The 23213-nt window shown below is 43.2% G+C and carries 23 protein-coding genes; 15 read left to right on the forward strand and 8 right to left on the reverse strand.

The annotated features are described in order from the left end of the window. Positions 1 to 308 precede the first annotated feature (308 nt). From AB6E54_RS09225 to AB6E54_RS09235, 3 genes are all read right to left on the reverse strand, one after another. Positions 309 to 2030 (reverse strand): ATP-binding protein, encoded by a 1722-nt coding sequence (locus AB6E54_RS09225; protein ID WP_372106294.1) that lies wholly within the window; start codon positions 2028 to 2030, stop codon positions 309 to 311. Continuing rightward, a complete protein-coding gene (locus AB6E54_RS09230; RefSeq protein WP_017070551.1) occupies positions 2030 to 3214 on the reverse strand; it encodes an FIST signal transduction protein in 1185 nt (394 codons plus the stop codon). Before AB6E54_RS09230 ends, AB6E54_RS09225 begins: the two co-directional genes overlap by 1 nt. Positions 3215 to 3328: 114 nt before the next feature. Further along, on the reverse strand, positions 3329 to 3694 hold the full coding sequence (locus AB6E54_RS09235; RefSeq protein ID WP_372106293.1) for a hypothetical protein: 366 nt from the start codon (positions 3692 to 3694) through the stop codon (positions 3329 to 3331). Between the two features lie 252 nt (positions 3695 to 3946). On the opposite strand from AB6E54_RS09235, the gene ccoN reads away from it, so the two are divergent. From ccoN to uspE, 10 genes are all read left to right on the forward strand, one after another. Then, complete coding sequence (ccoN, locus tag AB6E54_RS09240) at positions 3947 to 5380, forward strand: cytochrome-c oxidase, cbb3-type subunit I (RefSeq protein WP_009846707.1); 1434 nt, start codon at positions 3947 to 3949, stop codon at positions 5378 to 5380. An 11-nt stretch (positions 5381 to 5391) separates the two neighbouring features. Next, positions 5392 to 6012 carry a cytochrome-c oxidase, cbb3-type subunit II gene (gene ccoO, locus AB6E54_RS09245; protein ID WP_017059643.1) on the forward strand — a complete coding sequence of 207 codons (621 nt, stop codon included), beginning with the start codon at positions 5392 to 5394 and terminating at the stop codon, positions 6010 to 6012. A gap of 9 nt (positions 6013 to 6021) precedes the next feature. After that, the gene (locus tag AB6E54_RS09250; protein WP_004733679.1) at positions 6022 to 6195 is read left to right on the forward strand and encodes a CcoQ/FixQ family Cbb3-type cytochrome c oxidase assembly chaperone; all 174 of its coding nucleotides are present in this window, start codon (positions 6022 to 6024) and stop codon (positions 6193 to 6195) included. Next, complete coding sequence (gene ccoP / locus AB6E54_RS09255) at positions 6195 to 7169, forward strand: cytochrome-c oxidase, cbb3-type subunit III (RefSeq protein ID WP_017063857.1); 975 nt, start codon at positions 6195 to 6197, stop codon at positions 7167 to 7169. The genes AB6E54_RS09250 and ccoP overlap by 1 nt, the downstream gene beginning before the upstream one ends. Positions 7170 to 7277: 108 nt before the next feature. Next, the gene (locus AB6E54_RS09260) at positions 7278 to 7757 is read left to right on the forward strand and encodes a FixH family protein (protein ID WP_017059641.1); all 480 of its coding nucleotides are present in this window, start codon (positions 7278 to 7280) and stop codon (positions 7755 to 7757) included. Between the two features lie 5 nt (positions 7758 to 7762). Next, positions 7763 to 10135: a heavy metal translocating P-type ATPase gene (locus tag AB6E54_RS09265; protein WP_372106292.1), complete on the forward strand. Its 2373-nt coding sequence runs from the start codon at positions 7763 to 7765 to the stop codon at positions 10133 to 10135. Then, complete coding sequence (ccoS, locus tag AB6E54_RS09270) at positions 10135 to 10371, forward strand: cbb3-type cytochrome oxidase assembly protein CcoS (RefSeq protein ID WP_017059639.1); 237 nt, start codon at positions 10135 to 10137, stop codon at positions 10369 to 10371. The genes AB6E54_RS09265 and ccoS overlap by 1 nt, the downstream gene beginning before the upstream one ends. Continuing rightward, on the forward strand, positions 10361 to 11035 hold the full coding sequence (locus AB6E54_RS09275; RefSeq protein ID WP_102428850.1) for a sulfite exporter TauE/SafE family protein: 675 nt from the start codon (positions 10361 to 10363) through the stop codon (positions 11033 to 11035). Before ccoS ends, AB6E54_RS09275 begins: the two co-directional genes overlap by 11 nt. Before the next feature lie 86 nt (positions 11036 to 11121). Beyond that, positions 11122 to 11868, forward strand: coding sequence for an FNR family transcription factor (locus AB6E54_RS09280; RefSeq protein ID WP_017059637.1), 747 nt, complete (start codon positions 11122 to 11124; stop codon positions 11866 to 11868). A 132-nt stretch (positions 11869 to 12000) separates the two neighbouring features. After that, complete coding sequence (gene uspE, locus AB6E54_RS09285) at positions 12001 to 12951, forward strand: universal stress protein UspE (protein WP_372106291.1); 951 nt, start codon at positions 12001 to 12003, stop codon at positions 12949 to 12951. Positions 12952 to 13054: 103 nt separating this feature from the next. Here uspE and ttcA read toward each other — a convergent pair whose 3' ends face one another. From ttcA to AB6E54_RS09305, 4 genes are all read right to left on the reverse strand, one after another. After that, on the reverse strand, positions 13055 to 13948 hold the full coding sequence (gene ttcA, locus AB6E54_RS09290) for a tRNA 2-thiocytidine(32) synthetase TtcA (RefSeq protein ID WP_017059635.1): 894 nt from the start codon (positions 13946 to 13948) through the stop codon (positions 13055 to 13057). Positions 13949 to 14268: 320 nt separating this feature from the next. Next, positions 14269 to 14919: a DUF2987 domain-containing protein gene (locus AB6E54_RS09295; protein WP_372106290.1), complete on the reverse strand. Its 651-nt coding sequence runs from the start codon at positions 14917 to 14919 to the stop codon at positions 14269 to 14271. A 123-nt stretch (positions 14920 to 15042) separates the two neighbouring features. Beyond that, on the reverse strand, positions 15043 to 15891 hold the full coding sequence (locus AB6E54_RS09300; protein ID WP_372106289.1) for a glucosaminidase domain-containing protein: 849 nt from the start codon (positions 15889 to 15891) through the stop codon (positions 15043 to 15045). Beyond that, positions 15884 to 16711: a hypothetical protein gene (locus tag AB6E54_RS09305; RefSeq protein ID WP_017059632.1), complete on the reverse strand. Its 828-nt coding sequence runs from the start codon at positions 16709 to 16711 to the stop codon at positions 15884 to 15886. Before AB6E54_RS09305 ends, AB6E54_RS09300 begins: the two co-directional genes overlap by 8 nt. A 329-nt stretch (positions 16712 to 17040) precedes the next feature. Here AB6E54_RS09305 and potA point away from each other — a divergent pair, with 329 nt between their 5' ends. From potA to AB6E54_RS09330, 5 genes are all read left to right on the forward strand, one after another. Beyond that, positions 17041 to 18156, forward strand: a complete 1116-nt coding sequence (gene potA / locus AB6E54_RS09310) for a spermidine/putrescine ABC transporter ATP-binding protein PotA (RefSeq protein ID WP_017059631.1) — start codon at positions 17041 to 17043, stop codon at positions 18154 to 18156. Further along, complete coding sequence (gene potB / locus AB6E54_RS09315; protein ID WP_017059630.1) at positions 18140 to 18997, forward strand: spermidine/putrescine ABC transporter permease PotB; 858 nt, start codon at positions 18140 to 18142, stop codon at positions 18995 to 18997. Before potA ends, potB begins: the two co-directional genes overlap by 17 nt. Then, positions 18997 to 19767, forward strand: a complete 771-nt coding sequence (potC, locus tag AB6E54_RS09320; protein WP_102333341.1) for a spermidine/putrescine ABC transporter permease PotC — start codon at positions 18997 to 18999, stop codon at positions 19765 to 19767. Before potB ends, potC begins: the two co-directional genes overlap by 1 nt. Before the next feature lie 149 nt (positions 19768 to 19916). Continuing rightward, positions 19917 to 20951 carry an extracellular solute-binding protein gene (locus AB6E54_RS09325; RefSeq protein WP_017059628.1) on the forward strand — a complete coding sequence of 345 codons (1035 nt, stop codon included), beginning with the start codon at positions 19917 to 19919 and terminating at the stop codon, positions 20949 to 20951. Between the two features lie 210 nt (positions 20952 to 21161). Further along, positions 21162 to 22199: an extracellular solute-binding protein gene (locus AB6E54_RS09330; protein ID WP_017059627.1), complete on the forward strand. Its 1038-nt coding sequence runs from the start codon at positions 21162 to 21164 to the stop codon at positions 22197 to 22199. A gap of 94 nt (positions 22200 to 22293) precedes the next feature. Here AB6E54_RS09330 and cobB read toward each other — a convergent pair whose 3' ends face one another. Then, complete coding sequence (gene cobB / locus AB6E54_RS09335; protein WP_017063867.1) at positions 22294 to 23028, reverse strand: Sir2 family NAD+-dependent deacetylase; 735 nt, start codon at positions 23026 to 23028, stop codon at positions 22294 to 22296. Between the last annotated feature and the right edge of the window lie 185 nt (positions 23029 to 23213).

The following is a 23213-nucleotide window of genomic DNA, read 5'->3' on the forward strand; positions in this document are numbered from 1 at the left end:
ATATTGAACTCAACATGCATAAACGTGCAGATAAAATCCATAAAACCAACGACATTAAGGACTTAGTCCGGCGCCGTGTGCAAAATCTGCAAGGACTAAGGCATTGAAACCCCTCAGATTTCACATACAGTGACTGCGTATTATGTATATTATGTTAAATGGTGTTTGGTATTTATAAGGCAGGTATCTTTGTGCGATGCCCTGCCTCTTGTTTATCTACCAAATCGATGTTCTATTTAACAGTAAGGCTATTTACCATAAAATACCTAATAAACATATTTCCTAATCTTCGATTAAGAATACGTTTATTAGACTTCAAGCATTAATCGATCAATTGCTTCTGTGATCTCTTTAGTTCTTACTGGCTTGGTCACGAAATCATTCATGCCGACATCTAAGCACGAACATTTGTCTTCTACTGATGTGTGTGCTGTTAGCGCAACGATTGGTGTTTTGATGTTTGCGTCTCTCATGTATTTGGTTGTGGTTAATCCATCCATGACCGGCATCGACACATCCATTAAGATAATGTCTATTGATTCGTTGCCTCTTTCAATAAAGCCAATCGCTTCTTCACCATTACTTGCGATGAAAACCTCGTGGCCTTGTCTTGTAAGGATTAACTTTATCACCATTTGATTCGTTGGATTGTCTTCGACAACTAACACGGAATAACGGCTTCTTAACTCTCGTGAAGATTCGTCTTCTTTGTTAGCCAGATTATTCGTAACTCTAGTAAGCACTGGCAACTGTACTTCGAATTTGGAGCCTTTTCCAGGCTCACTCTCTACCGATATGCGCCCGCGCATCAGTTCAACCAGTCTTTTAGTGATGGCCAAGCCTAAACCTGTGCCACCAAATCTACGTGTGATTGTGCTATCAGCTTGCACAAATGGACTGAACAGCGACGAAAGTTGTTGCGAGCTAATGCCAATCCCTGTGTCTTCCACCGTTATATAGAAAGAGCTCTGCTGGTACTTTATAGAAACATGGACATGCCCACGCTCAGTGAACTTAATCGCGTTACCGATCAAATTAAATAGGATCTGTGCCAAGCGACTTGGGTCGATGTAATGAAGTTCACCTTCAGGGATATCGCTAGTTACTGTTAGCGGCAAACCTTTATCGTCTGCTGTCTTCTTTTGTTCAGATAATACAAAAGTTACAGTGTCTCTTACGTTGCTCCATCGAGGAGCCAACGAGAAACACCCTGATTCAATCTTAGAAAAATCCAATACGTCACTGATAATTGCCAGCAATAGCTCAGATGATGTGCTCATATTAAGCAGTATAGACTGTTGTTCTTCGTTCAATGATGTGGATTTTAGGGCGTCTATTAGGCCAATTATGGCATTTAGCGGTGTTCTTAATTCATGACTCATCATCGCGAGGAATTCAGACTTGGCCTTGTTGGCTCTTTCTGCGTCTTTTCTTGCTGTGACAAGCTCTGCGGTACGTTCTCGAACGGTTGCTTCAAGCTTTTCTTTGTTCTCAATATCGAAAACAGCACGCTCTATCAACGGTCGAAAACGGTTTAGTGTGGCCTTAGTTTCAATACTAAAGTGCTTGGTATTCGAGTGGATAAAGATGATGACGGATTGTGTTAGTCCGCTATCGATACCAGTAATTAGAACAGAGTTGATTTGATCGAGGATAATGGGATGTAAGGAATTGAATTCACCCAGAGACTTGGGTTCAAAAAGGATGGCGCATTCTCCATTGATCACTCGAGATAACTTGCCACAATCACTCCAATTCATCTGTTCGAAGACTTTGTTATTGCTTAGCAGGGTTTTGAAACTGCCTTCGTTCCCTACCCTTGATACCACGATAAAGTCATCAAACTTAATGTATTTTTTGAGCACGAACTCGAGACTGGAGAATATCTCAGATATGTTACTTGCCTTACTGATCGCAGAGATGGTTGATAAGATCACCCTGTTCTCTTCAGCCAGCTTTCGCTCACGGGCTTTTAGTTTTTGCAGTTCAATACGTGCTTCTTGCAGCGCTTCTTGACCTTCAGAACCCATTACTTTTTCAACCTATAAAACGTTGCAGACGATACCATTAAATTCCCGTGTGCATTCTCGCCACCAGAGAGCCTGCCTTGTTCACCAAACGTAAATGGACATATGTATGGGAGCCCATTAAGTGCTTGATTTATTTGGTCACAAACCTCATCCATATCTTGTTTAAGGTTCAACATTGAGCCTGCACAAAAGATATTGATCGCCCCTAGTTTCTCTTCAAGATCCATGTCGTTGTAGTATGAGGAGTGAATGATATTCGCGGCGCGGCTAATCAACTGCTGCTTAGACCCTTGCATCAGGTAGATGGTGTCGCCTTCACTGATGTCTGTGAACAGCTCAATCCCATTACACTCCGTCTCTCTGATCGAATGAGACAATTTGAAATATGGGTAATCGTAAGAAGAGCCGACTTTCCTGCCTAATGGGTAGACTGACGACTTTTCGAATATGTAGCCATCATCACTGCCATCTAAGTGGAAATTAGTCCATTCGTTGTAAACGGTGACGGCTGGCCTGTGGTCTATCTCCAACAAAATTCGGTTTCTTACTTTGGTCACGGTGCCTGAATACCGCGTAGGCGTATGACCCGCGCTGAAAGAGGAATAGATGGACTGAGACGCAAACACTACCGTTAAAGACACACCATTTATAGACAGCGACTCTTCGGTGAAGATACTCCAATTTCCGGAAACCTGGTTGTCTGCAGCACTGCCACCAATAATTGGCACTTCAGTACCAAATTTCTTATCGATAGCCGCCATCACCTTTTCTTCGTTACCCGGTGTGGAATGCAGCAAGATAAGATCAGGAATTTCACCTTCTCGGTTGGCGTTCTTGAGTGCTTTGTCTATCGCGCTGAAGGTACTGCGGTCTATGGAGTCGCTGAAATGTTCGATTCCCGTACCATAGGCGTTGATCCCCGAGTCATAAATAATGAGGACGCCAATGACTGGACCAGAATGAAAACCAGTTTCGGTCATAATGCCGTGACAAGTAGTACAGCCATGTATGGGAGTGTTCGGGAGAGCATCTACGAAATATCTCTGCACAGCGAGTGTCGAATACTCTTCTGTGCAGTAGCAAATAAGACAAGCAATATCGTCAGGGTTTTCCACCCCGCTGAGCAACTCATCTACTGCGATTTTATCGTCTAGGGAGTAAGAGACTTTTGATAGAAATTTCATAGATTCTGGGTAACTTTATTAATGCTCTCTTTATAACACTTTAATGCATTGTGTTTCACTGATTTGGTACATGTTTCTATCAAAAGAACCGAGGTGTGCCCCAGTTTCTCTCTGTTACTCCTTAGAAAGGTTTACAGAAAACGTGCTCACCTGTTGTGGAAATGTAACCGTTATTGAGGAGGTCTTATCACTAGTTTGTAACAGCCAATTTGATGGTCCTTTTTCTTCCAGAATTCCGCTTTCATTATAGCTAATGATAAATTTGCCAGTTTTAGATGTTTCGATCGAATACCCTAGGTTATTGCTTGAAACTGAAACATTATGATTATCAATACGAAATTTACAAGGTTTTGAAACTATACAGTTTACTGTTTCGTTATTATCGTATGTTACTGTTCTCCAAGTAAATGCAGCTATTAAAATAACCAACATGACGATAATTTGAACAAGCCTGCCTTTTGTTAGCTTTTGTGCCGCCATTATAATCTTTACTCCTTGTTACAAAGTTCAAAGTTTTTAAATAAAAATCCAATTCCAGACCAAGCGTAAGGTTACTACTCTGTCATTGATTTGTTAATTCAAGTATAGTGTCGCGTTGAAAATGCCACTTTTTTTTAAAATCAGCAAGTGGAAATAAAGCCCTGAATAGGCTGAATTTCCTTTTCTAATTTGGGTGGCATTACGACGTGAGTCGTGTTGGAAGTAAAGTGTAGTAAATAAGAAATTGGAAGCATGCAAATGAGCCAAGAAAAGCAGCTTGAACAAAACTACAACTATACGGTCGTCCGTCAATTTACCCTAGTTACAATTTTGTGGGGTATTGTCGGTATGGGCGTTGGTGTTTTGATTGCCGCTCAATTAGTTTGGCCACAGCTAAACTTTGATACGCCGTGGTTGACGTACAGTCGTTTACGTCCCCTGCATACTAATGCGGTTATTTTTGCGTTCGGTACAAGTGCGCTGTTTGCAACATCATATTATGTTGTACAACGTACCTGTCAGACGCGTCTCTTTGGTGGCCCTCTCGTAGCCTTTACCTTTTGGGGTTGGCAAGCGATTATCCTGTCCGCTGCAATTACTTTACCGTTAGGTTTAACCTCTGGTAAAGAATACGCAGAACTTGAATGGCCAATCGATATTGCTATTACTCTTGTGTGGGTAGCTTATGCGGTCGTGTTCTTCGGAACCATGATTAAACGTAAGACATCGCACATTTACGTAGCAAACTGGTTCTTCGGAGCCTTCATTATCACGGTTGCCGTGTTGCACATCGTTAACAGCCTAGCTGTTCCTGTCTCTGCGTTTAAATCGTACTCGATTTATTCCGGAGCGATCGATGCAATGGTGCAATGGTGGTACGGACACAATGCGGTAGGCTTCCTATTGACAGCTGGTTTCCTAGGCATGATGTACTACTTCGTTCCTAAACAAGCTGGTCGCCCTGTTTACTCTTACCGTTTGTCGATTGTTCACTTCTGGGCTCTCGTGTCTCTGTATATCTGGGCTGGTCCTCACCACCTACACTACACTGCACTTCCTGACTGGACTCAATCTCTAGGTATGGTTATGTCTTTGGTTCTGTTTGCTCCATCTTGGGGTGGCATGATCAACGGTATTATGACTCTATCTGGTGCGTGGCATAAGCTTCGCTACGACCCAATCCTACGTTTCCTAATCGTTTCTCTATCATTCTACGGCATGTCGACTTTCGAAGGCCCAATGATGGCAATCAAAACGGTTAACGCACTATCTCACTACACGGACTGGACTATCGGTCACGTTCACTCTGGTGCGTTAGGTTGGGTTGCAATGGTTTCTATCGGTTCGGTTTACCACTTAGTTCCTAAACTATTTGGTCAAGAGCGTATGTACTCTGTATCCCTAATCAATGTTCACTTCTGGTTAGCAACGATTGGTACGGTTTTCTACATTGTAGCAATGTGGATCTCTGGCGTGATGCAAGGTCTGATGTGGCGTGCAGTTAACTCTGACGGTACATTAACTTACAGCTTCGTTGAATCTGTAGAAGCGTCTTACCCGTTCTACTTTGTACGTTTCTTAGGTGGTTTCATCTTCCTATCTGGTATGTTCTTAATGGCATACAACACGTACAAAACTGTTTCTGCACCTAAAGATAGCCTTAAAGCTATCCCTCAACCGGCTTAAGGAGATTTAGAATGAGCTCAAATTCAAATAATCGCCATGAGTTGGTAGAGAAGAATGTTGGCCTACTAGCGATTCTTATCGTTATTGCTATCAGTTTTGGTGCTTTAGTAGAAATTACCCCGCTTATTTTCCAAAAGCAGACTACTGAACCTGTAGAAAATCTACGTGTTTACTCTGCTCTGGAAATGGAAGGTCGTGATATCTACATTCGCGAAGGTTGTAACGTATGTCACAGCCAAATGATTCGTCCTTTCCGCTCTGAAACTGAACGTTACGGTCACTACTCTGTAGCTGGCGAAAGCGTTTGGGAACACCCATTCCTATGGGGTTCTAAGCGTACTGGTCCTGATTTAGCGCGTGTTGGTGATCGTTACTCTGATGAGTGGCACCGCGTTCACCTTATCGACCCTCGCGAACTTGTTCCTGAATCAAACATGCCTGGTTTCCCATGGCTTGCTGAGAATGTACTTGATGGCAAATTGACTAAACAGAAGCTTGAAATCTTCCGTAATCAATTTGGTGTTCCTTACACAGACGAACAAATTGCTAACGCTAAACAAGATGTTGAAGGAAAAACAGAGATGGATGCAATCATCGCTTACCTTCAATCGCTTGGCCACGCAATGAAATAAGGAATAATTATGGACATTATTACATTTCAAAGTGTTTGGACTGTTACTGTTTTTGCTTGTTTCATCGGCATCGTTTGGTGGGCTTTCGGTAAAAATCGTAAGTCGCGCTTCGACGAAGATGCAAACCTAGTGTTCGCTGATGAAGCACCTGCGAAAGATAAAAATCAAGGAGTGACGAAGTAATGAGTACATTCTGGAGTATTTGGGTAACAGTAATCACAATCGGTACATTGATTGGCTGTGCAGCCTTACTTCGTTGGTGTTCCAACGATAAAACAGGTGTAGAAGAAGGTCAGGATATGGGCCATGAATACGATGGTATTCGTGAGCTTAATAACCCGCTACCTAAATGGTGGACATACCTTTTCGTTAGCACAATTGTGTTTGCAGCTGTTTATCTAGCTCTATACCCAGGCCTTGGCAACTTTAAAGGTCTACTAGGTTGGACGAGTTCAAACCAAACAGTTCGTAGCGTAGAAGAGTCTCGCTCTGCAATCGCTGCTGCGCAAGCAAATAAACAGTTAGACGCATACGCGAAAGAGCTTGATGATGCAGACACCTACTTTGGTGAAGCATTCAGAAAGCTAGCTCACGACGAAAATGGTCTACGTTCCGTCCCTGACATTGCATCAGATGCTGATGCAATCAAAGTGGGCCAACGTTTGTTCCTACAAAACTGTTCTCAGTGTCACGGCTCTGATGCACGTGGTCAGAAAGGTTTCCCGAACCTAACTGATGACGCATGGTTATATGGTGGTGAACCACAAGCTATCGTTACTACCATCATGCATGGTCGTGTCGGTCAAATGCCAGGTTGGAAAGACGCTCTTGGCGAAGAAGGCGTAAAAGAAGTAGTTAGCTACACGCTTAGCCTTTCTGGTCGTAGCGTAAACGCACGTGAAGCAGAGGCTGGTAAAGCTCGCTTTGTAGTGTGTGCAGCGTGTCACGGTACTGATGGTAAGGGTAACCCTGCTGTTGGCGCCCCTGACCTGACTGACCGCGACTGGCTATTCGGCGATTCTCGCGCTGATGTGACGGAAACAGTCATGTACGGACGTTCTGGTGTAATGCCGGCTTGGAAGGACATCCTCGGTGAGGATAAGGTTCAGCTCGTCTCTGCCTACGTCTGGAGCCTCAGCAACTCAGATAAAGAGTAACATAATAATAACAGCCCCTTCTTAAGGGGCTGTCTTTCTTTTACAGTTATAACCTTAAGTGTTTGTAAAAATTAGTTTTATTTCATTGTATATATTGAGAATAATAATATGGAACAACCTTGGTATAAGCAGTTTTGGCCGTGGTTTTTGATCTTCCTAACCGTTGGCGTTTCTATGCTAACATTGGTTCGAGTCGCGATACTTACCAACCATTCAGTTAACGTTGTCACTGAAGATTACTATAAAAAAGGTAAAGGTATTAATGTCGACATTTCGAAAGTAAATGTTGCTAAAGAGCTTGGCTTATCAGCTTCAGTTAGCGAGAAAGGTAACTCAGTTATCATTACTCTCGACAAAGGCAAACTAGACCACTTCCCTGCTATTAGCGCAATGTTCGTGCACCGAACGCTGCCTGACCGTGATTTTACTCAGCTACTGACCGCTGATGCGAGAGGCAACTACACGTTGACTCTGGATCATGAAATGCAAGGTCCATGGTTTATCGAGCTTTCTCCGCATGATTCTGAATGGTTAGTGCAAGGTCGCATGAACTTCCCTATTGATACTCCTACTCAACTAACGAACTAAATCTTATGTGTGAATCCTGTTATCACTGCGGTGAAGATGTACCAGCGGAAACGGATTTTAAAGTAGAAATCTTAGGATCGGTGCGACCTATGTGTTGTCCGGGTTGCGAAACCGTAGCCCAGACAATCGTTGATAGCGGTCTGGTCTCTTACTACCAATATCGTACCGCTCCAGCTGAAAAAGCGGATCTCGTGCCAGAGCAACTTCTGGCACTCAGTCATTACGACAACGAAGATGTTCAATTGGAGTTCGTCCGTAACTCTGAAAACACCTCTGAAGTGACATTGTCACTAGAAGGTGTCTCTTGTGCTGCTTGTGCTTGGCTTATTGAAAAGCAAGTCTCTTCAAAGTTAGGGGTTGTTAGTATTCGTGTTAATACCACGACTAACCGCGCCCTGCTCAGTTGGGACAACACTCAGACGAAACTGAGCGAGCTGTTGTCTGCAATCCATACCTTAGGCTACAAAGCCGCACCTTTTGAGGCTGATCAACAAGAAGCCGCCTATCATCGATCGATGAAGAATTATCTCTATCGTCTTGGCATTGCTGGTTTAGCAACCATGCAGGTCATGATGCTGGCTGTTGCGCTTTATCTTGAAGTCTTTGGTAACCTTGAGCCCGAATTCAAAAGCTACTTCCGTTGGGTGAGCTTAATCTTTGCAACACCGGTTCTGCTCTACTCTGCATTGCCTTTCTATATCAACGCGTGGCGTAGCCTCAAAGGTCGAACATTGGGTATGGATGTACCTGTGTCGATCGCTCTTTTGTTTGCCTACGTTGCAAGTTTGGTCGCAACGTTGACAGAGAAAGGTGAAGTATTCTTCGAATCTATCTCGATGTTTACCTTCTTCCTACTGCTTGGTCGTTTCCTTGAAATGCGCGCTCGTCGTAAAGCCGCCGCTGCTAGTGGTAACCTGCTTAAGCTCGTTCCTGCTATGGCAACAACGTTAGATGGCGAACAAGTTCCAGTCAAAACCTTAAAAGTTGGCGACCAAATTCGCGTTCTACCGGGTGAGCACATTCCTGCCGATGGCAAAGTATTGTCTGGCAGAGTTCATATCGATGAATCGATGCTGACTGGCGAATCTATCCATGTGGTCAAAAACGAAGGCGATACTGTCTACGCTGGTACATTGAATGGTGATGAGTCGTTTGAACTGGAAGTGATGACATCAAAAGCGGATTCGGTGATTTCCAACATCGTTCGCCTGCAAGACGAAGCGCAACTGTCTAAACCTCGCATTGCAGAAATTGCTGATGTTGTGGCTCGATACTTTGTTGCGGTGATCTTAATCATCTCATTCGGTACTTGGTTTTACTGGCACCAAACACGACCAGAAGACGCTTTCTGGATCATGCTTTCGGTATTGGTAGCAACGTGTCCTTGTGCTCTGTCACTGGCAACACCGACGGCGATTACTTGTTCAACGTCTCGCATGGGTAACTTCGGTATTTTGCTGCGCAAAGGCCACGTATTCGAAACCTTGTGCAAAGTGAATCACTTGATCATCGATAAAACAGGTACATTGACTGAGGGTGATATTCGTATCAGCCAAGTTGAAACCTTCGCTGAACTTGATAAAGACACTTGTCTCAAAGTAGCGGCGAGCCTGGAACAACACGCTAACCACCCTATCGCTAAAGCGTTCAAGACTCATCTTTCTGATGAGATCGAAGTAGAGTCAGTTAATAACGTGATTGGTTCAGGTATCACTGGTGAGTGGAATGGCCAAGAAGTTGCGATTGGTAGTAGTGAATTCATTCTAGGTGAAGCTCAACCATCGGAAAGCAACGGCATTTACTTGTCGATGGCGGGTCGTCATATCGCTACATTTACTTATGAAGATCCAATCCGTAAAGAAAGCATCGAGTTTATTAAGCAGTTTAAAGAAGCGGGCATCAAAACAACTCTGCTTACTGGCGATTCTTTGATTAACGCGAAGCCTGTTGCTGAAGAGATTGGTATTACTGATATTGTTGCTAACGCGAAACCTGAAGATAAACTTGCTTACCTGAACTCTCGAGATGCAAGTGACATTACCATGATGGTTGGCGATGGCATTAACGATGCCCCTATTCTTGCAGGTGCCCACCTTTCTGTCGCTATGGGCGGCGGTACAGACGTGGCGAAAGCTTCTGCGGATATGGTGTTACTGGGTGATAAGCTCGATAGATTACTTAAGTCGCGTACTTTGGCGTTAAAAACACGTAAGATAATTCGTGAAAACCTAGCTTGGTCATTAGGATATAACTTACTTATCCTTCCATTGGCTGTCGCGGGTTTGGTTGCTCCATACATTGCCGTTGTGGGCATGTCTGCCAGCTCTATTATTGTTGTGTCTAACTCGTTAAGGCTTTTAAAAGAGCAAGGTAAATAATGGAAAGTTTATACATCCTGATCCCCATTGCGATTGTACTGGTGTGCATCGCTGTTGGTATTTTTCTATGGGCGGTGAAGAGCGAACAGTTTGAAGACCTAGAACGTCAAGGTCACAATATACTGTTTGATGAAGACGAAAAGGCTCACAACCATTCTGATAGTAAACCTGTCAAGAATGAGAAAGCTAACAGCGAAAGCCAAACTAACGTAGACAAAAAGAACGATGACGCCTGATTGGATCGGAGCCTTTGTTGTTGGATTGATCGGCGCAGGCCATTGCATGGGAATGTGTGGTGGTATTGCGTCGCTTCTTTCGATTGGCAACAGTAAACCTTCCCCTGTTATTCCCCTACTTTATAACCTAGGGCGCTTGCTAAGTTATGCCGTGATTGGTGGTGTGATTGGCGGTGCAATCTCTTCGATAGGTCAGCTAAGCGATTTTAACGCTCTGCTAGGTTGGCTGCGATTATTTGCAGCTGGCTTTATGATCGTCTTAGGTTTGTATATCGGTAAATGGTGGTTCGGCTTGTTGTTCTTTGAAAAAGTCGGGCAGAAACTATGGCGCTATATCTCTCCTTTAGGTAAATCATTTCTACCCTTGAAGCACCCTAGCCATGCTTTGCCGTTTGGCTTTATTTGGGGTTGGCTACCATGTGGCTTAGTTTACTCAATGCTTACGTGGGCGGCCGTATCAGGAAGTTGGTACAACGGTGCAGGTATCATGCTTGCTTTCGGTTTAGGTACGCTTCCAGCAATGCTCACAGTAGGTATGGGCGCTAATTTCCTCAAAAAAATGCAACAAGCTGACTTATTTCGCCAATTAGGCGCAATTTTAATCCTCCTTTATGGTTTCTATACCGGATATATGGCATTGCAGCTCATTATTTATACCGTATAGGCAATCTTTAAATCCGGTTTTTTTACTACCCAACTGGATAAAGGAATGCTAAAATATTGACGTATATCAAATAGTGAAAGATTGTTATGATTTCTGAAAAGCCTGTGACGAAACGTGTTCAGTCTGGTGGCTGTGCGATCCATTGCCAGGATTGTAGTATTAGCCAGCTCTGTATTCCGTTTACTTTGAATGAATCTGAACTCGATCAACTTGATCAGATCATTGAGAGAAAAAAGCCTATTCAAAAAGGCCAAGAGTTATTTAAAGCCGGTGACGAGCTTAAATCTCTATATGCTATTCGCTCTGGAACGATCAAGAGCTACACGATTACTGAGCAAGGTGATGAGCAGATTACTGCGTTCCACCTAGCGGGCGATCTTGTTGGCTTCGATGCGATTACTGGTGACCAACACCCTAGTTTCGCACAAGCGCTAGAAACTTCTATGGTCTGTGAAATCCCATATGAGATTCTTGATGACCTATCAGGAAAAATGCCTAAATTGCGTCAGCAAATTATGCGCCTGATGAGTAACGAGATTAAAGGTGACCAAGAAATGATTCTGCTTCTTTCTAAGAAGAACGCGGAAGAGCGCCTTGCTGCATTCCTTTACAACCTTTCTACTCGCTTCTCTCAACGTGGCTTCAGCCCGCGTGAGTTCCGCCTAACGATGACTCGTGGTGATATTGGTAACTACCTTGGTTTGACTGTTGAAACAATCAGCCGTCTTCTAGGTCGTTTCCAAAAAGCAGACATCTTGAGCGTTAAAGGCAAATATATCACTATCGAAGATCACGATGCGTTGATGGAACTTGCTGGCGTTTCAAAAGAATAGTCTAGATATCAATGATGTAGTTCAATAATGAGCTACATCATGTTTCTCTCTTAAAACCTCTTATATTTCTCTTAATCTCTCCATAACTACGCTACATTATTTATATGTTCGGTCTGAAAAGTAGGCTTAGTTATGAGTATCTATAACAAAATTTTAGTTGTCGCAGACATTAATCACGATGAGCAACCTGCTCTAGTTCGTGCTATCCAACTTGCTAAGAAAAGCACCTCAACAAGCCACATCACTTTCTTTTTGTCGATATACGACTTCTCGTATGAAATGACATCTATGCTCTCTATCGATGAAAGAGACGCAATGCGCAAAGGCGTAATTCACCAACGCGAAATTTGGATGAATAAAGTCGTAGAACCTTACCTAGATGATTCTATTGAATTTAATGTACAAGTGGTTTGGCATAACCGCCCGTACGAAGCGATCATTGCTGAGGTTTACAGCGGCGAGCACGACATCTTAATCAAAGGTACGCGTAAACACGATACTTTGGAATCTGTCATCTTCACTCCAACCGATTGGCATCTGTTGAGAAAGTGCCCTAGCCCAGTGCTATTGGTTAAAAACGATTTCTGGCCAGATCACGCGAAGATTTTTGCTTCAGTTCATGTAGGTTCTGAAACAGAAGCTCATTTAGAGCTTAACGATACGATGGTCGATAGATTGCTAGAGATCACCGGTCGTTTGGATGCGGAACCGTTCTTGGTGAATGCCTACCCTGTGACACCTGCGAATATTACCATTGAACTGCCAGAGTTTGATCCAACGTCTTATACCGATGCGGTTCGTGGCCATCACTTAACGGCAATGAAAGCATTGCGCCAGAAGCACGGTATGTGTGAAGAACAAACTGTGGTTGAACAAGGCTTGCCAGAAGATGTTATTCCTCGCGTCGCTTCTGAAAATAACGCTGCGATGGTGATTCTGGGTACAACGGGTCGTACTGGCTTGTCTGCCGTGTTTATTGGTAATACCGCGGAACATGTTATCGATAAGATTAACTGTGATGTGTTGGCTCTTAAACCGTCTGGTTACGTTAGCCCACTAGACCCTAACCTTTCGAAAGGTTAGGTCAGGGATAGTTTAACTTATAAAAAAACGCCTCAAGCATTGCTTGAGGCGTTTTTGTTTGTCTGTTGTAGGCGCATCTATTGCTCTACAACGATTATTCTTATTATACGTTCGTTACGTCGATGAACATTGACTCATCGATGTTAGAAGATGAAATTTCAGCTTCTTCGAATTCGTACGCTTTGCGGTCTTCACTACGGTCTAGTGGAAGGTTCACGAAGTCAAACAGCTCGCGGTCAGCCAGTTGGCTTGGACTTACGTTCTGGATTGACTTGAAGATCTTCTCAACACGACCTGGCGTTTTCTTATCCCAATCAATTAGCATCGCTTTAATGTTCTGACGCTGTAGATTCTCTTGAGAGCCACATAGGTTACAAGGAATGATTGGGAACTCTTTGTGTTCAGCGTATTTGATTAGGTCCGTTTCACGACAGTAAGTCAGTGGACGAATAACAACGTTACGACCATCATCTGAACGAAGCTTTGGTGGCATAGCCTTTAGGCGCGCACCGTGGAACATGTTTAGGAACATGGTTTCAACGATGTCGTCTAGGTGGTGACCCAGTGCGATCTTAGTTGCGCCAATCTTCTCTGCAAATGAGTACAAAGTACCACGACGAAGACGAGAACATAGGCCACACGTTGTTTTGCCTTCTGGCACTTTCTCTTTAACCACTGAATACGTGTCTTTATCTACGATGTAGTAAGGAATGTTCAGCGTTTCAAAGTACTCAGGAAGAATGTGTTCAGGGAACCCAGGTTGTTTTTGATCTAGGTTTACTGCCACAACATCAAATTTGATCGGTGCTGCTTCACGTAAACGTAGCAAAATATCTAGCATCGCAAATGAATCTTTACCGCCACTAATACATGCCATTACTACGTCATTCTCTTCGATCATGTTGTAGTCGATGATGGCATTTCCAACATTTCTTCTCAGACGTTTCTGAAGTTTGTTGAATTCAAGTGTTTCTTTTCTATTATCGTTTTGGTTCATTGCGACTCTCACACCGTCGTATTACCGACTGTAGATTGCTAGTGGGACTGTTTTAGGGCGTGGATTATACGGATTTTTATTTAATGTTGAAATAGTAACGGCAGGATAAACAAGCTGAGTAATAGAAAGATTCTGCTTTTATTGTTCGATAAGCTCCCTAGCTGGTAGAGAAACGCGGTTTCACATGCTCTCGGTTGGTATCGCAGATAAAGAAAAGCAGCCTGATCTAATTCGATGAGGCTGCTTTAAGATATGTCGTAAAAGCTTAGGGGAATGATTCCGCTAAGCTTTTACTTCACTAACAATGATTCCGTTAAAAACTATTGCGCGGGAATGTACGGCAATACGCGAACTGTTGGTTCTGGTAACGTGATGCTGTCACTTCCATGAAGTTCTTCTAAGGTGAATTTCGTTCGCCCTTCTTTGATTGGTAGTTGCTTACCATTTGAAAGCTCGATGTTGCCTTCCAGCTTATTAGCGAACTCTAGCGTTAACCCTTGGATATCTGGCGTGAACCAACCAGAGAACATGCCGCTGACGTCTTCAAGCATCGCCTGCATCTGTGGCAATAGATTTTCTATCTGTGTAACTTCAACAGTTCCAACTAAAGGCTCTTGAGTCATCACGACCAAAGAATACGCACATTCTTGTTCTTGAGTTTGTACAAAGATAAGAGGGTTTGCTGAACGAAGGTTTTGATCTACCGGTAGAAGCAGTTCATTGGCTGGAGAGACTTTTAGCTCTTCGTAGTGCTCTTCTTTTTCCATCCAAGCTTTGCTGATGTGACAGGTTTGCTGAGCTTGTTGATCAACAAAGAAGACCGCAACTTTGACATCATCATGCCCTTCTTTGGTGTTGTTTTTCAGCTGAGTATAAAGCTTAGAATACGTGAACATGTATTCTTGCGCTGTAGCAGGAAGAGAAACCCCAAGGCTTAATGAGGCTAATAAAGCGAGTGCTGTCTTTTTCATTATTATAATCTTGTCGAAGTTGAGCGTTTATAAATAGAAAGAGCAGCCAATGAGCTGCTCTTTTTGTGATATTACTTGGTATAAGCCGACTATCGAAGGCAACCAAGTTGGTATCAAAATGAGTTACTTTTTCCAGTATACCTCGTTGTGACGGATCATAGCTTGTAAATCAGTCACATAGTCTGAACCTCGCTCAGAATATTTTAGCAAGCCGTTGGTGAGCTCTGTTGCGGTTTCGGTCGTTAACAGATCGTCGCCCTGTGCCGCTAGTTTTGCGCGAATTGCTCTTAGGTCTGCGTAAGCACGGTTTCGGTTTAGGTTCATGAAGTAACGGTGCACAGACTCTTGGCTTGAAGAGAATGTTGCGACTTCATGGGAGCTACCTTCGTTACGTTGTAGCGGAACAAGGCCACAACCTTTGGTGTAACACCAGTGTCCGAAATAGTTGTTCGCTTTGGTGGCGAAACGCGACGTTCCCCAAGCTGACTCATTCGCTGCTTGTGTCAGTACGAGCGCTTCTGGCAGTACATTGACGCGATTAAGCATCTCTGTCAGCCATGCCTGATCTAAACCTTCACTAGGCACAGGTAAGCTGTATAACTTCCCTAACCTTTTCGCATAAGATGCGTCTTCAGAATCAATTTTGTTTAAACCAGACTCAGAGAGCTTAGTTAAAAACGCGCGCTCTTTGGTGATACGTTTGTTTTCAATATTGATGCTTGGACGTAGGAACGAAAAAAATGTGTCCTTTTTCTCGTTCACATCTTCGATGGCCGCAAAGTTTGGTGTGCTCGAAGAAACCGTCAAGTCACCAAATTGGTCAGTGGAATTGGCGCTCTGCTCTGTCGTACGTCGACGCTCCTCTTCTTGGTAAATATAAGGACCAATTAGTGAAATAGAGCCAACAAGAGCCAGTGCCGTCACTTTAAGCGCAAGTGATTTGCTTGCGCTTGTCTGTGTTTCTTTATGCATCGAACACCTGTGGGTTTTTGTTATTGTCGTCGTTATTGCTGTCGTTGTTATCGTCATCACTCTTTGGACGATCTGAAGCAATCAGTTTCAACTTGATGCCAAACATTTCACGGTAAAGGATACCTTTCACGTGGAAGAAGAATGGAAGAACGAAGATTAAGCCAATGCCGTACATCATTGCCGCGACGATGAACATCAGCATTACTAATAGGTAGATAGAAGCAACGGTGAAGATTTTTTTGTTGACAGCACGCAGAGAAAGCAGCAGCGATTGCATTGGCGGCACTTTCTTATCACAAATCAGCAGAATCGAATGGCTGAACGCCAGTGAGAAGTAGATAGACAAGAACGGCAGAATCATACCTGCGATGCCTTGAAGCATTAGGCTAAACAAAGTCACTAGAATAACCGGAACCGTAAACTGCAAACCTTTACCGATGTGGCGTACTTTGGTTTGTAGGCCAGCGGCGTGACTCATTGCCATTAAACAGATACCCGCATAGATAGGCGCACTGATCACTTCATAGCTAAAGTTCGCGATAAAAATCGATTCAACGATTTGTGGCGTAAACGACTCTGGGTCGATAACTGCATCTAAGATAACCGCGGGATCACCAAGCTGTAGTTTTAGTGCGATATAAAAGATAGCGAGCTGCACAAACATCAAAGCAATAATCGCTGGGGAAAACGAAAGAAAGTGACTTATCGTATGTTTCCAAGCTTCTTGGAATACAGCCGTTGCTTTGAGCTCATAATCGCCAGAAAGTGCACGGTTGATACTACCGCCCAAATTAAAATCTTTTTCGATGTCGTTGTTCATATTGATACCTAGGTGTGCCGATTAAGCGAAGCCACCTAACTTATTGATAAAAAATTACCTTCATTATACTCATATGTCGGATACAAACTAAAATATGAATCTGTAACAAGGCTTGCTTTTGCGTCTTGATGGTTAATAATTAGACACTTGTTAGGGTGTAAACCCAGTAAATAACAGTATGGTAAAGGATGTTTACTTTTACCTGCGAAATTTTTTATCTTCGAAAGGTAAAAAATGCTTTGAATTCACGTTTTTGGTGATTATGATGCGCGCCTTAAAGGTGTATAGCAACAGGTCTCAAATAGAACCAAGGTGGAGAAAAACAGACGTTGAACGCTAAAAAATCAGTAGGAAAGCCAGTAGTACAGCTAACTGGCATCAGTAAAAGTTTCGATGGTAAGGAAGTCATCGGCAATCTGGATTTAAACGTAAATCATGGTGAGTTTCTCACGATTTTAGGCCCATCAGGTTGTGGTAAAACAACCGTGCTAAGAATGATTGCGGGTTTTGAAACGGCAGATAGTGGTCAAATACTATTAGCTGAACAAAACGTAACCCAAGTTCCTGCTGAACAAAGGCATGTAAACACTGTATTCCAAAGCTATGCCCTATTCCCGCATATGACCGTTTTCGACAATGTGGCATTTGGCTTACGCATGCAGAAAGTTCCAAACAGCGAGATTGAACCTCGTGTAATGGATGCTTTGAAAATGGTGCGCCTAGAACAAATGGCACAACGAAAGCCACACCAGCTATCTGGTGGCCAACAGCAACGTATCGCAATCGCTCGTGCTGTCGTTAATAAGCCTAAAGTTCTTTTGTTGGATGAATCTCTATCTGCTCTGGATTACAAACTACGTAAACAGATGCAAATCGAGCTGAAACAATTACAACGCCAACTTGGTATCACGTTCATTTTTGTAACGCATGACCAAGAAGAGGCGCTGTCTATGTCTGACCGTATTATTGTTATGCGTGATGGCGTGATTGAACAAGACGGAACACCAAGAGAGATCTACGAAGAGCCTAAGAACCTATTTGTAGCGCGTTTCATTGGTGAAATTAACGTATTCGAAGCGACAGCGAAATCTCGTCAAGATGAAAAACGCATTGTTGCGACAATCGAAGGTGAAGAGTCCATTATCTATCACGATAAAGACGTAACACCGGGTCAAAAACTGCAAGTATTGCTTCGCCCTGAAGATCTTCGAATCGAAGAAATTAAAGAGTCAGAGCAACGCGGTATTGTTGGCCACATTGTCGAGCGAACCTATAAAGGCATGACATTAGATTCAGTCGTAGAACTTGAATCTGGTATGCGTGTCATGGTTAGCGAATTCTTCAACGAAGATGACCCTGATGTTGATCACTCACTGGGCCAAAAAGTTGCAGTAACTTGGGTTGAGAGCTGGGAAGTGGTATTAGAAGATGAGCAAGAAGTTTAATTTACAAAACGCAATTGTTGCTTTAATCACAGGTTGGTTAGTGTTGTTCGTGATGATTCCAAACATCATGATCATTGGTACTAGCTTCTTAACTCGTGATGAAGCGAACTTGATCGAGATGACCTTCACTCTCGATAACTACGTGCGTTTGGCTGACCCGCTGTATTTTAAAGTGTTGATGCACTCTTTCTATATGGCAATTGTCGCAACCCTACTTTGTTTGATTATTGGTTACCCATTCGCTTACATCGTGGCAAAAATGCCGGCGAAGTGGCGTCCAATCATGTTGTTCCTAGTGATAGTACCATTCTGGACGAACTCTTTGATTCGTACATACGGATTAAAAATTGTACTGGGTACGCAAGGTGTCTTGAACAAAAGCTTGTTGGCGTTAGATATCATTGATAAACCGCTACGTATCATGTACTCAGAAACCGCAGTAATGATCGGTTTAGTGTACATCCTACTTCCGTTTATGATTCTTCCGCTGTATTCAGCGATTGAAAAACTGGACGATACGTATTTAGAAGCGGCTAAAGATTTAGGTGCGAACAAACTGCAAACGCTATTGAAAGTGGTACTACCACTAACAATGCCGGGCATTATTGGCGGCTGTTTGTTAGTGCTACTGCCAGCGTTAGGTATGTTCTACATCTCTGACCTATTAGGCGGAGCTAAGAACCTATTGATTGGTAACGTGATTAAGAGCCAAGTGCTCAACGCTCGAGACTGGCCGTTTGGCGCAGCGACGAGTATCGCACTGACCATGGCAATGGCTGTGATGCTGTATGCCTACTACCGAGCAGGTAAGCTATTGAACAAGAAAGTGGAGCTAGACTAATGGGGCGCACAGTTAAGTTCAGCTTTATGGCGCTGGTATACGGCTTTCTATACCTACCTATTATCGTATTGATCGCTAACTCGTTTAATGCCAATAAGTTTGGTATGAAATGGGGTGGCTTCACCACTAAATGGTATGACGCGCTTATTAACAACGACAGCCTAATGCAGGCTGCGTGGCACTCGATCAACGTAGCGGTGTTCTCAGCAACAGCCGCAACGATTGTCGGGAGCCTTACAGCAGTAGCCCTATTCCGTTACCAATTTAAAGGTAAAGGCATCGTAAATGGCATGCTGTTCATCGTAATGATGTCTCCAGATATCGTAATGGCGATTTCGCTTCTTGCGCTATTCTTGGTAATGGGTGTTCAACTTGGGTTCTTTACCCTACTTGCTGCTCACATTACCTTCTGTCTACCGTTTGTTGTAGTAACGGTATACAGTCGCTTGAATGGCTTTGATGTGAAGATGCTAGAAGCAGCAAAAGACTTAGGTGCAAGTGAATGGACGATTCTAAAACAGATCATTCTGCCTCTTGCTAAGCCAGCGGTTGCTGCGGGTTGGTTATTGAGCTTCACTCTGTCTTTGGACGATGTCATCATTAGCTCTTTCGTAACCGGCCCAACGTATGAAATCTTACCACTGAAGATTTACTCAATGGTTAAAGTGGGTATCTCTCCTGAGGTAAACGCCCTAGCAACAGTGATGTTAGTGGTGTCGTTAATACTGGTGATCATTTCTCAGTCATTAGCGAGAGAAAAAATCAAGTAAGTCTCCTACTCTATATAGAGACTGGCTTGATTAAGAAGTTAAGAGACTTCAAGTTCAAAAAAAGTGTTAATCATAAACAGAATGGTAAATTGCCATTCTGTTTTTCTATCTACTGCCTTCGGGCAACGTTTAGTTTGGAGCTAACGTCAATGAAAAAATGGGCTACTCTATTAGCTGGTAGTGCATGTGCGCTTTCAATGTTATCTGCACCATCATTTGCAAAAGATAACAAAGAATTGGTATTCATGAATTGGGGACCTTACATCAACAGTGAGATTCTAGAACAGTTCACTGATGAAACTGGTATCAAGGTGATCTACTCGACTTACGAGTCGAACGAAACCCTGTACGCAAAGCTAAAAACACACAACAAAGGCTATGACCTAGTTGTGCCGTCGACTTACTTCGTATCTAAGATGCGTGACGAAGGTATGCTACAAAAGATCGACAAAACTAAGCTGAACAACTTCAAGAATCTAGATACTAACTATCTAGATAAGCCCTACGACCCAAGCAACGACTACTCTATTCCACACGTAGTTGCGATCACAGGTCTTGCTGTTAACACTGACATGTACGATCCAGAAGATTTCCAAAGCTGGGCTGATCTATGGAAGCCAGAGCTTGAAGGTCAACTGATGATGATGGACGACACTCGTGAAGTGTTCCACATCGCACTGCGTAAGTTAGGTTACTCTGGTAACACAACCAACGAAAAAGAGATCGACGAAGCGTACGCTGAGCTACAAAAGCTTATGCCAAACGTTCTAGTATTTAACTCGGACAACCCAGGCGCGCCTTACATGTCTGGTGAAGTGGGTCTTGGTATGCTGTGGAACGGTTCTGCTGCTGCAGCGCAAAACGAAGGTCTACCAATCAAACTGGTTTTCCCTAAAGAAGGCGGTATCGGTTGGGTTGATAACTTTGCGATTAGCTCTGGTGCGGTAAACGTAGAAGCAGCTCATAAGATGATTGATTTCCTACTTCGCCCTGAAATTGCTGAGCAAATTTCTCGTGACACAGGCTACCTAACGGCCGTTAAAGCGTCTAACGAGAAGTTCAAAGATAGCCCTGCGCTATTCCCATCGCAAGAAGACCTTGATCGTGTTGAATGGCAAGCTGCGGTTGGCGATAAGACAGTGAAGTACGAAGATTACTTCATGAAACTTAAAGCAGGTCAGTAATTTAGCTTATTATCTAACTGTGGCTAAGTAACCAGTTTACTTAACAGGTCAACGTAGATAATCAATAAGTTAAAAATAAGAATATCAATGAATAGGCAGCTTAGGCTGCCTATTCATTGATATCGCTGCTATAATATAGCGCGATTTTTCGAAATCCTTTACCTTGGGTTCACTACCCAGCTCCAAATCAAACAAATGAACGGAACAGTAATGAAAAAAACACTGTATACCGGCGCATTGTGTGCTGCTACTTTACTTTCTACACCCTCTTTCGCAGCTGACCAAGAACTGTATTTTTACAACTGGTCTGAATATATTCCAAATGAAGTACTAGAAGACTTCACAGAAGAGACGGGCATTAAAGTCTACTACTCAACTTATGAGTCTAACGAAAGCATGTACGCTAAGTTAAAAACTCAAGGTACGGGTTACGACTTAGTGGTTCCTTCTACTTACTTCGTTTCTAAGATGCGTAAAGAAGGCATGCTTCAAGAGCTTGATAAAACCAAGCTAAGCCACTTTGCAGATTTGGATCCAAATTACTTAGACAAGCCATTTGACCCAAATAACAACTACTCAATCCCATACATCTGGGGTGCGACGGGTATTGGTATCAACTCAGACATGCTAGACAAGTCTTCAGTTAAAAACTGGGGCGATCTGTGGGATACGCAATGGGAAGGTCAACTGATGATGATGGATGACTCTCGTGAGGTTTTCCATATCGCTCTATCTAAACTGGGCTACTCTCCAAACACGACTAACCCTGAAGAAATCAAAGAAGCCTACGAAGAACTTCGTAAGCTAATGCCAAACGTATTGGTATTTAACTCAGATTTCCCAGCGAACCCTTACCTAGCAGGTGAAGTGTCTCTTGGTATGCTTTGGAATGGTTCTGCTTACATGGCACGCCAAGAAGGCGCAACGATTGACATTATCTGGCCAGAAAAAGGCGCTATCTTCTGGATGGACAGCCTAGCAATTCCAGCAGGCGCTAAGAACACTGAAGCGGCTCATAAGATGATCGACTTCCTTCTTCGCCCAGAGAACGCTGCGAAAATTGCTCTAGAGATCGGTTACCCGACACCAGTTAAAACCGCTTACCCTCTTCTTCCTAAAGAATTTGCTGAAGACAAGAACGTTTTCCCACCACAATCAGTGATGGATAACGGTGTGTGGCAAGATGAAGTTGGTGAAGCGAGCGTTATTTATGACGAGTACTTCCAAAAACTTAAAGTAAACAACTAAGTTATTGTTAGTTAAGAAGTTAAGTAAATAAAGCGGCGTAAGCCGCTTTATTTTTTCAGATTCAGAAACTGATGTGTGTTATTAAAGACAAGGCTTAGGCCGTTAAAGAACCTTTCTCTGTACATAATAACTCGCCAACCAGTTTAGGCACCTCGATACTCGCCTTGCCGTAGCGCTTCTCTTCAAATTCACTTTCAACCGCACTTGGTTCGAGGTTTATCTCGATAGTATGTGCACCATGCATTTTCGCATCGTGAACAAAGCCTGCCGCTGGATAAACAACACCTGAAGTTCCGATAGAGATAAACAGATCCGCTTCTTCCAGTGCGGAATAAATGTCGCCCATTCTTAGTGGCATTTCGCCAAACCAAACAATATGTGGACGCATTTGTGCAGGGATTTGGCAGCAATGACAAAGTTCACCCGTTTCAATATCGCCTTTGTGCTCTACAACTTGATTGGATTCACTGCAACGCGCTTTTAAAAGTTCACCATGCATGTGAATAATGTTGTTGCTACCGCCTCTCTCGTGCAAATTGTCGATGTTTTGAGTAATGATGGTAACTTTGCCATCAAGCTTGTCTTCGAGCTCTCCTAGCGCCTTGTGGGCTGAATTGGGCTGAATGCTCTCACTTTGCAGGCCGTGACGACGCTTGTTATAGAAGGCTTGTACCAAGTCAGGATCTTTTGCGAACCCTTCAGGCGTCGCTACATCTTCGATTTTGTGGTTTTCCCATAGCCCGTCTTGTGCTCGGAATGTTTGTATCCCCGACTCTGCAGAGATGCCAGCGCCAGTAAGAATTACGATATTTCGATATGGGAAATGCATATAACGTCCTTTTAGATATGTCACTTTGTAACAGCTTAGCACTGTTCAAATTCCAACAATAGTTTTGGGGATTAGACCATAGTCTTAGGCAACTGAATTCATTGGCTATTTGTGACATAACTCGCTTGATAGTTGTGGTTGTTGTTACTCAAATTCTCTGTTTTGCTATCCATAGAAACAAAAAA

Origin of the sequence: Vibrio sp. 10N.247.311.49 (assembly GCF_041467655.1) — a bacterium.
GTDB classification, from domain to species: Bacteria; Pseudomonadota; Gammaproteobacteria; order Enterobacterales; family Vibrionaceae; genus Vibrio; species Vibrio crassostreae_C.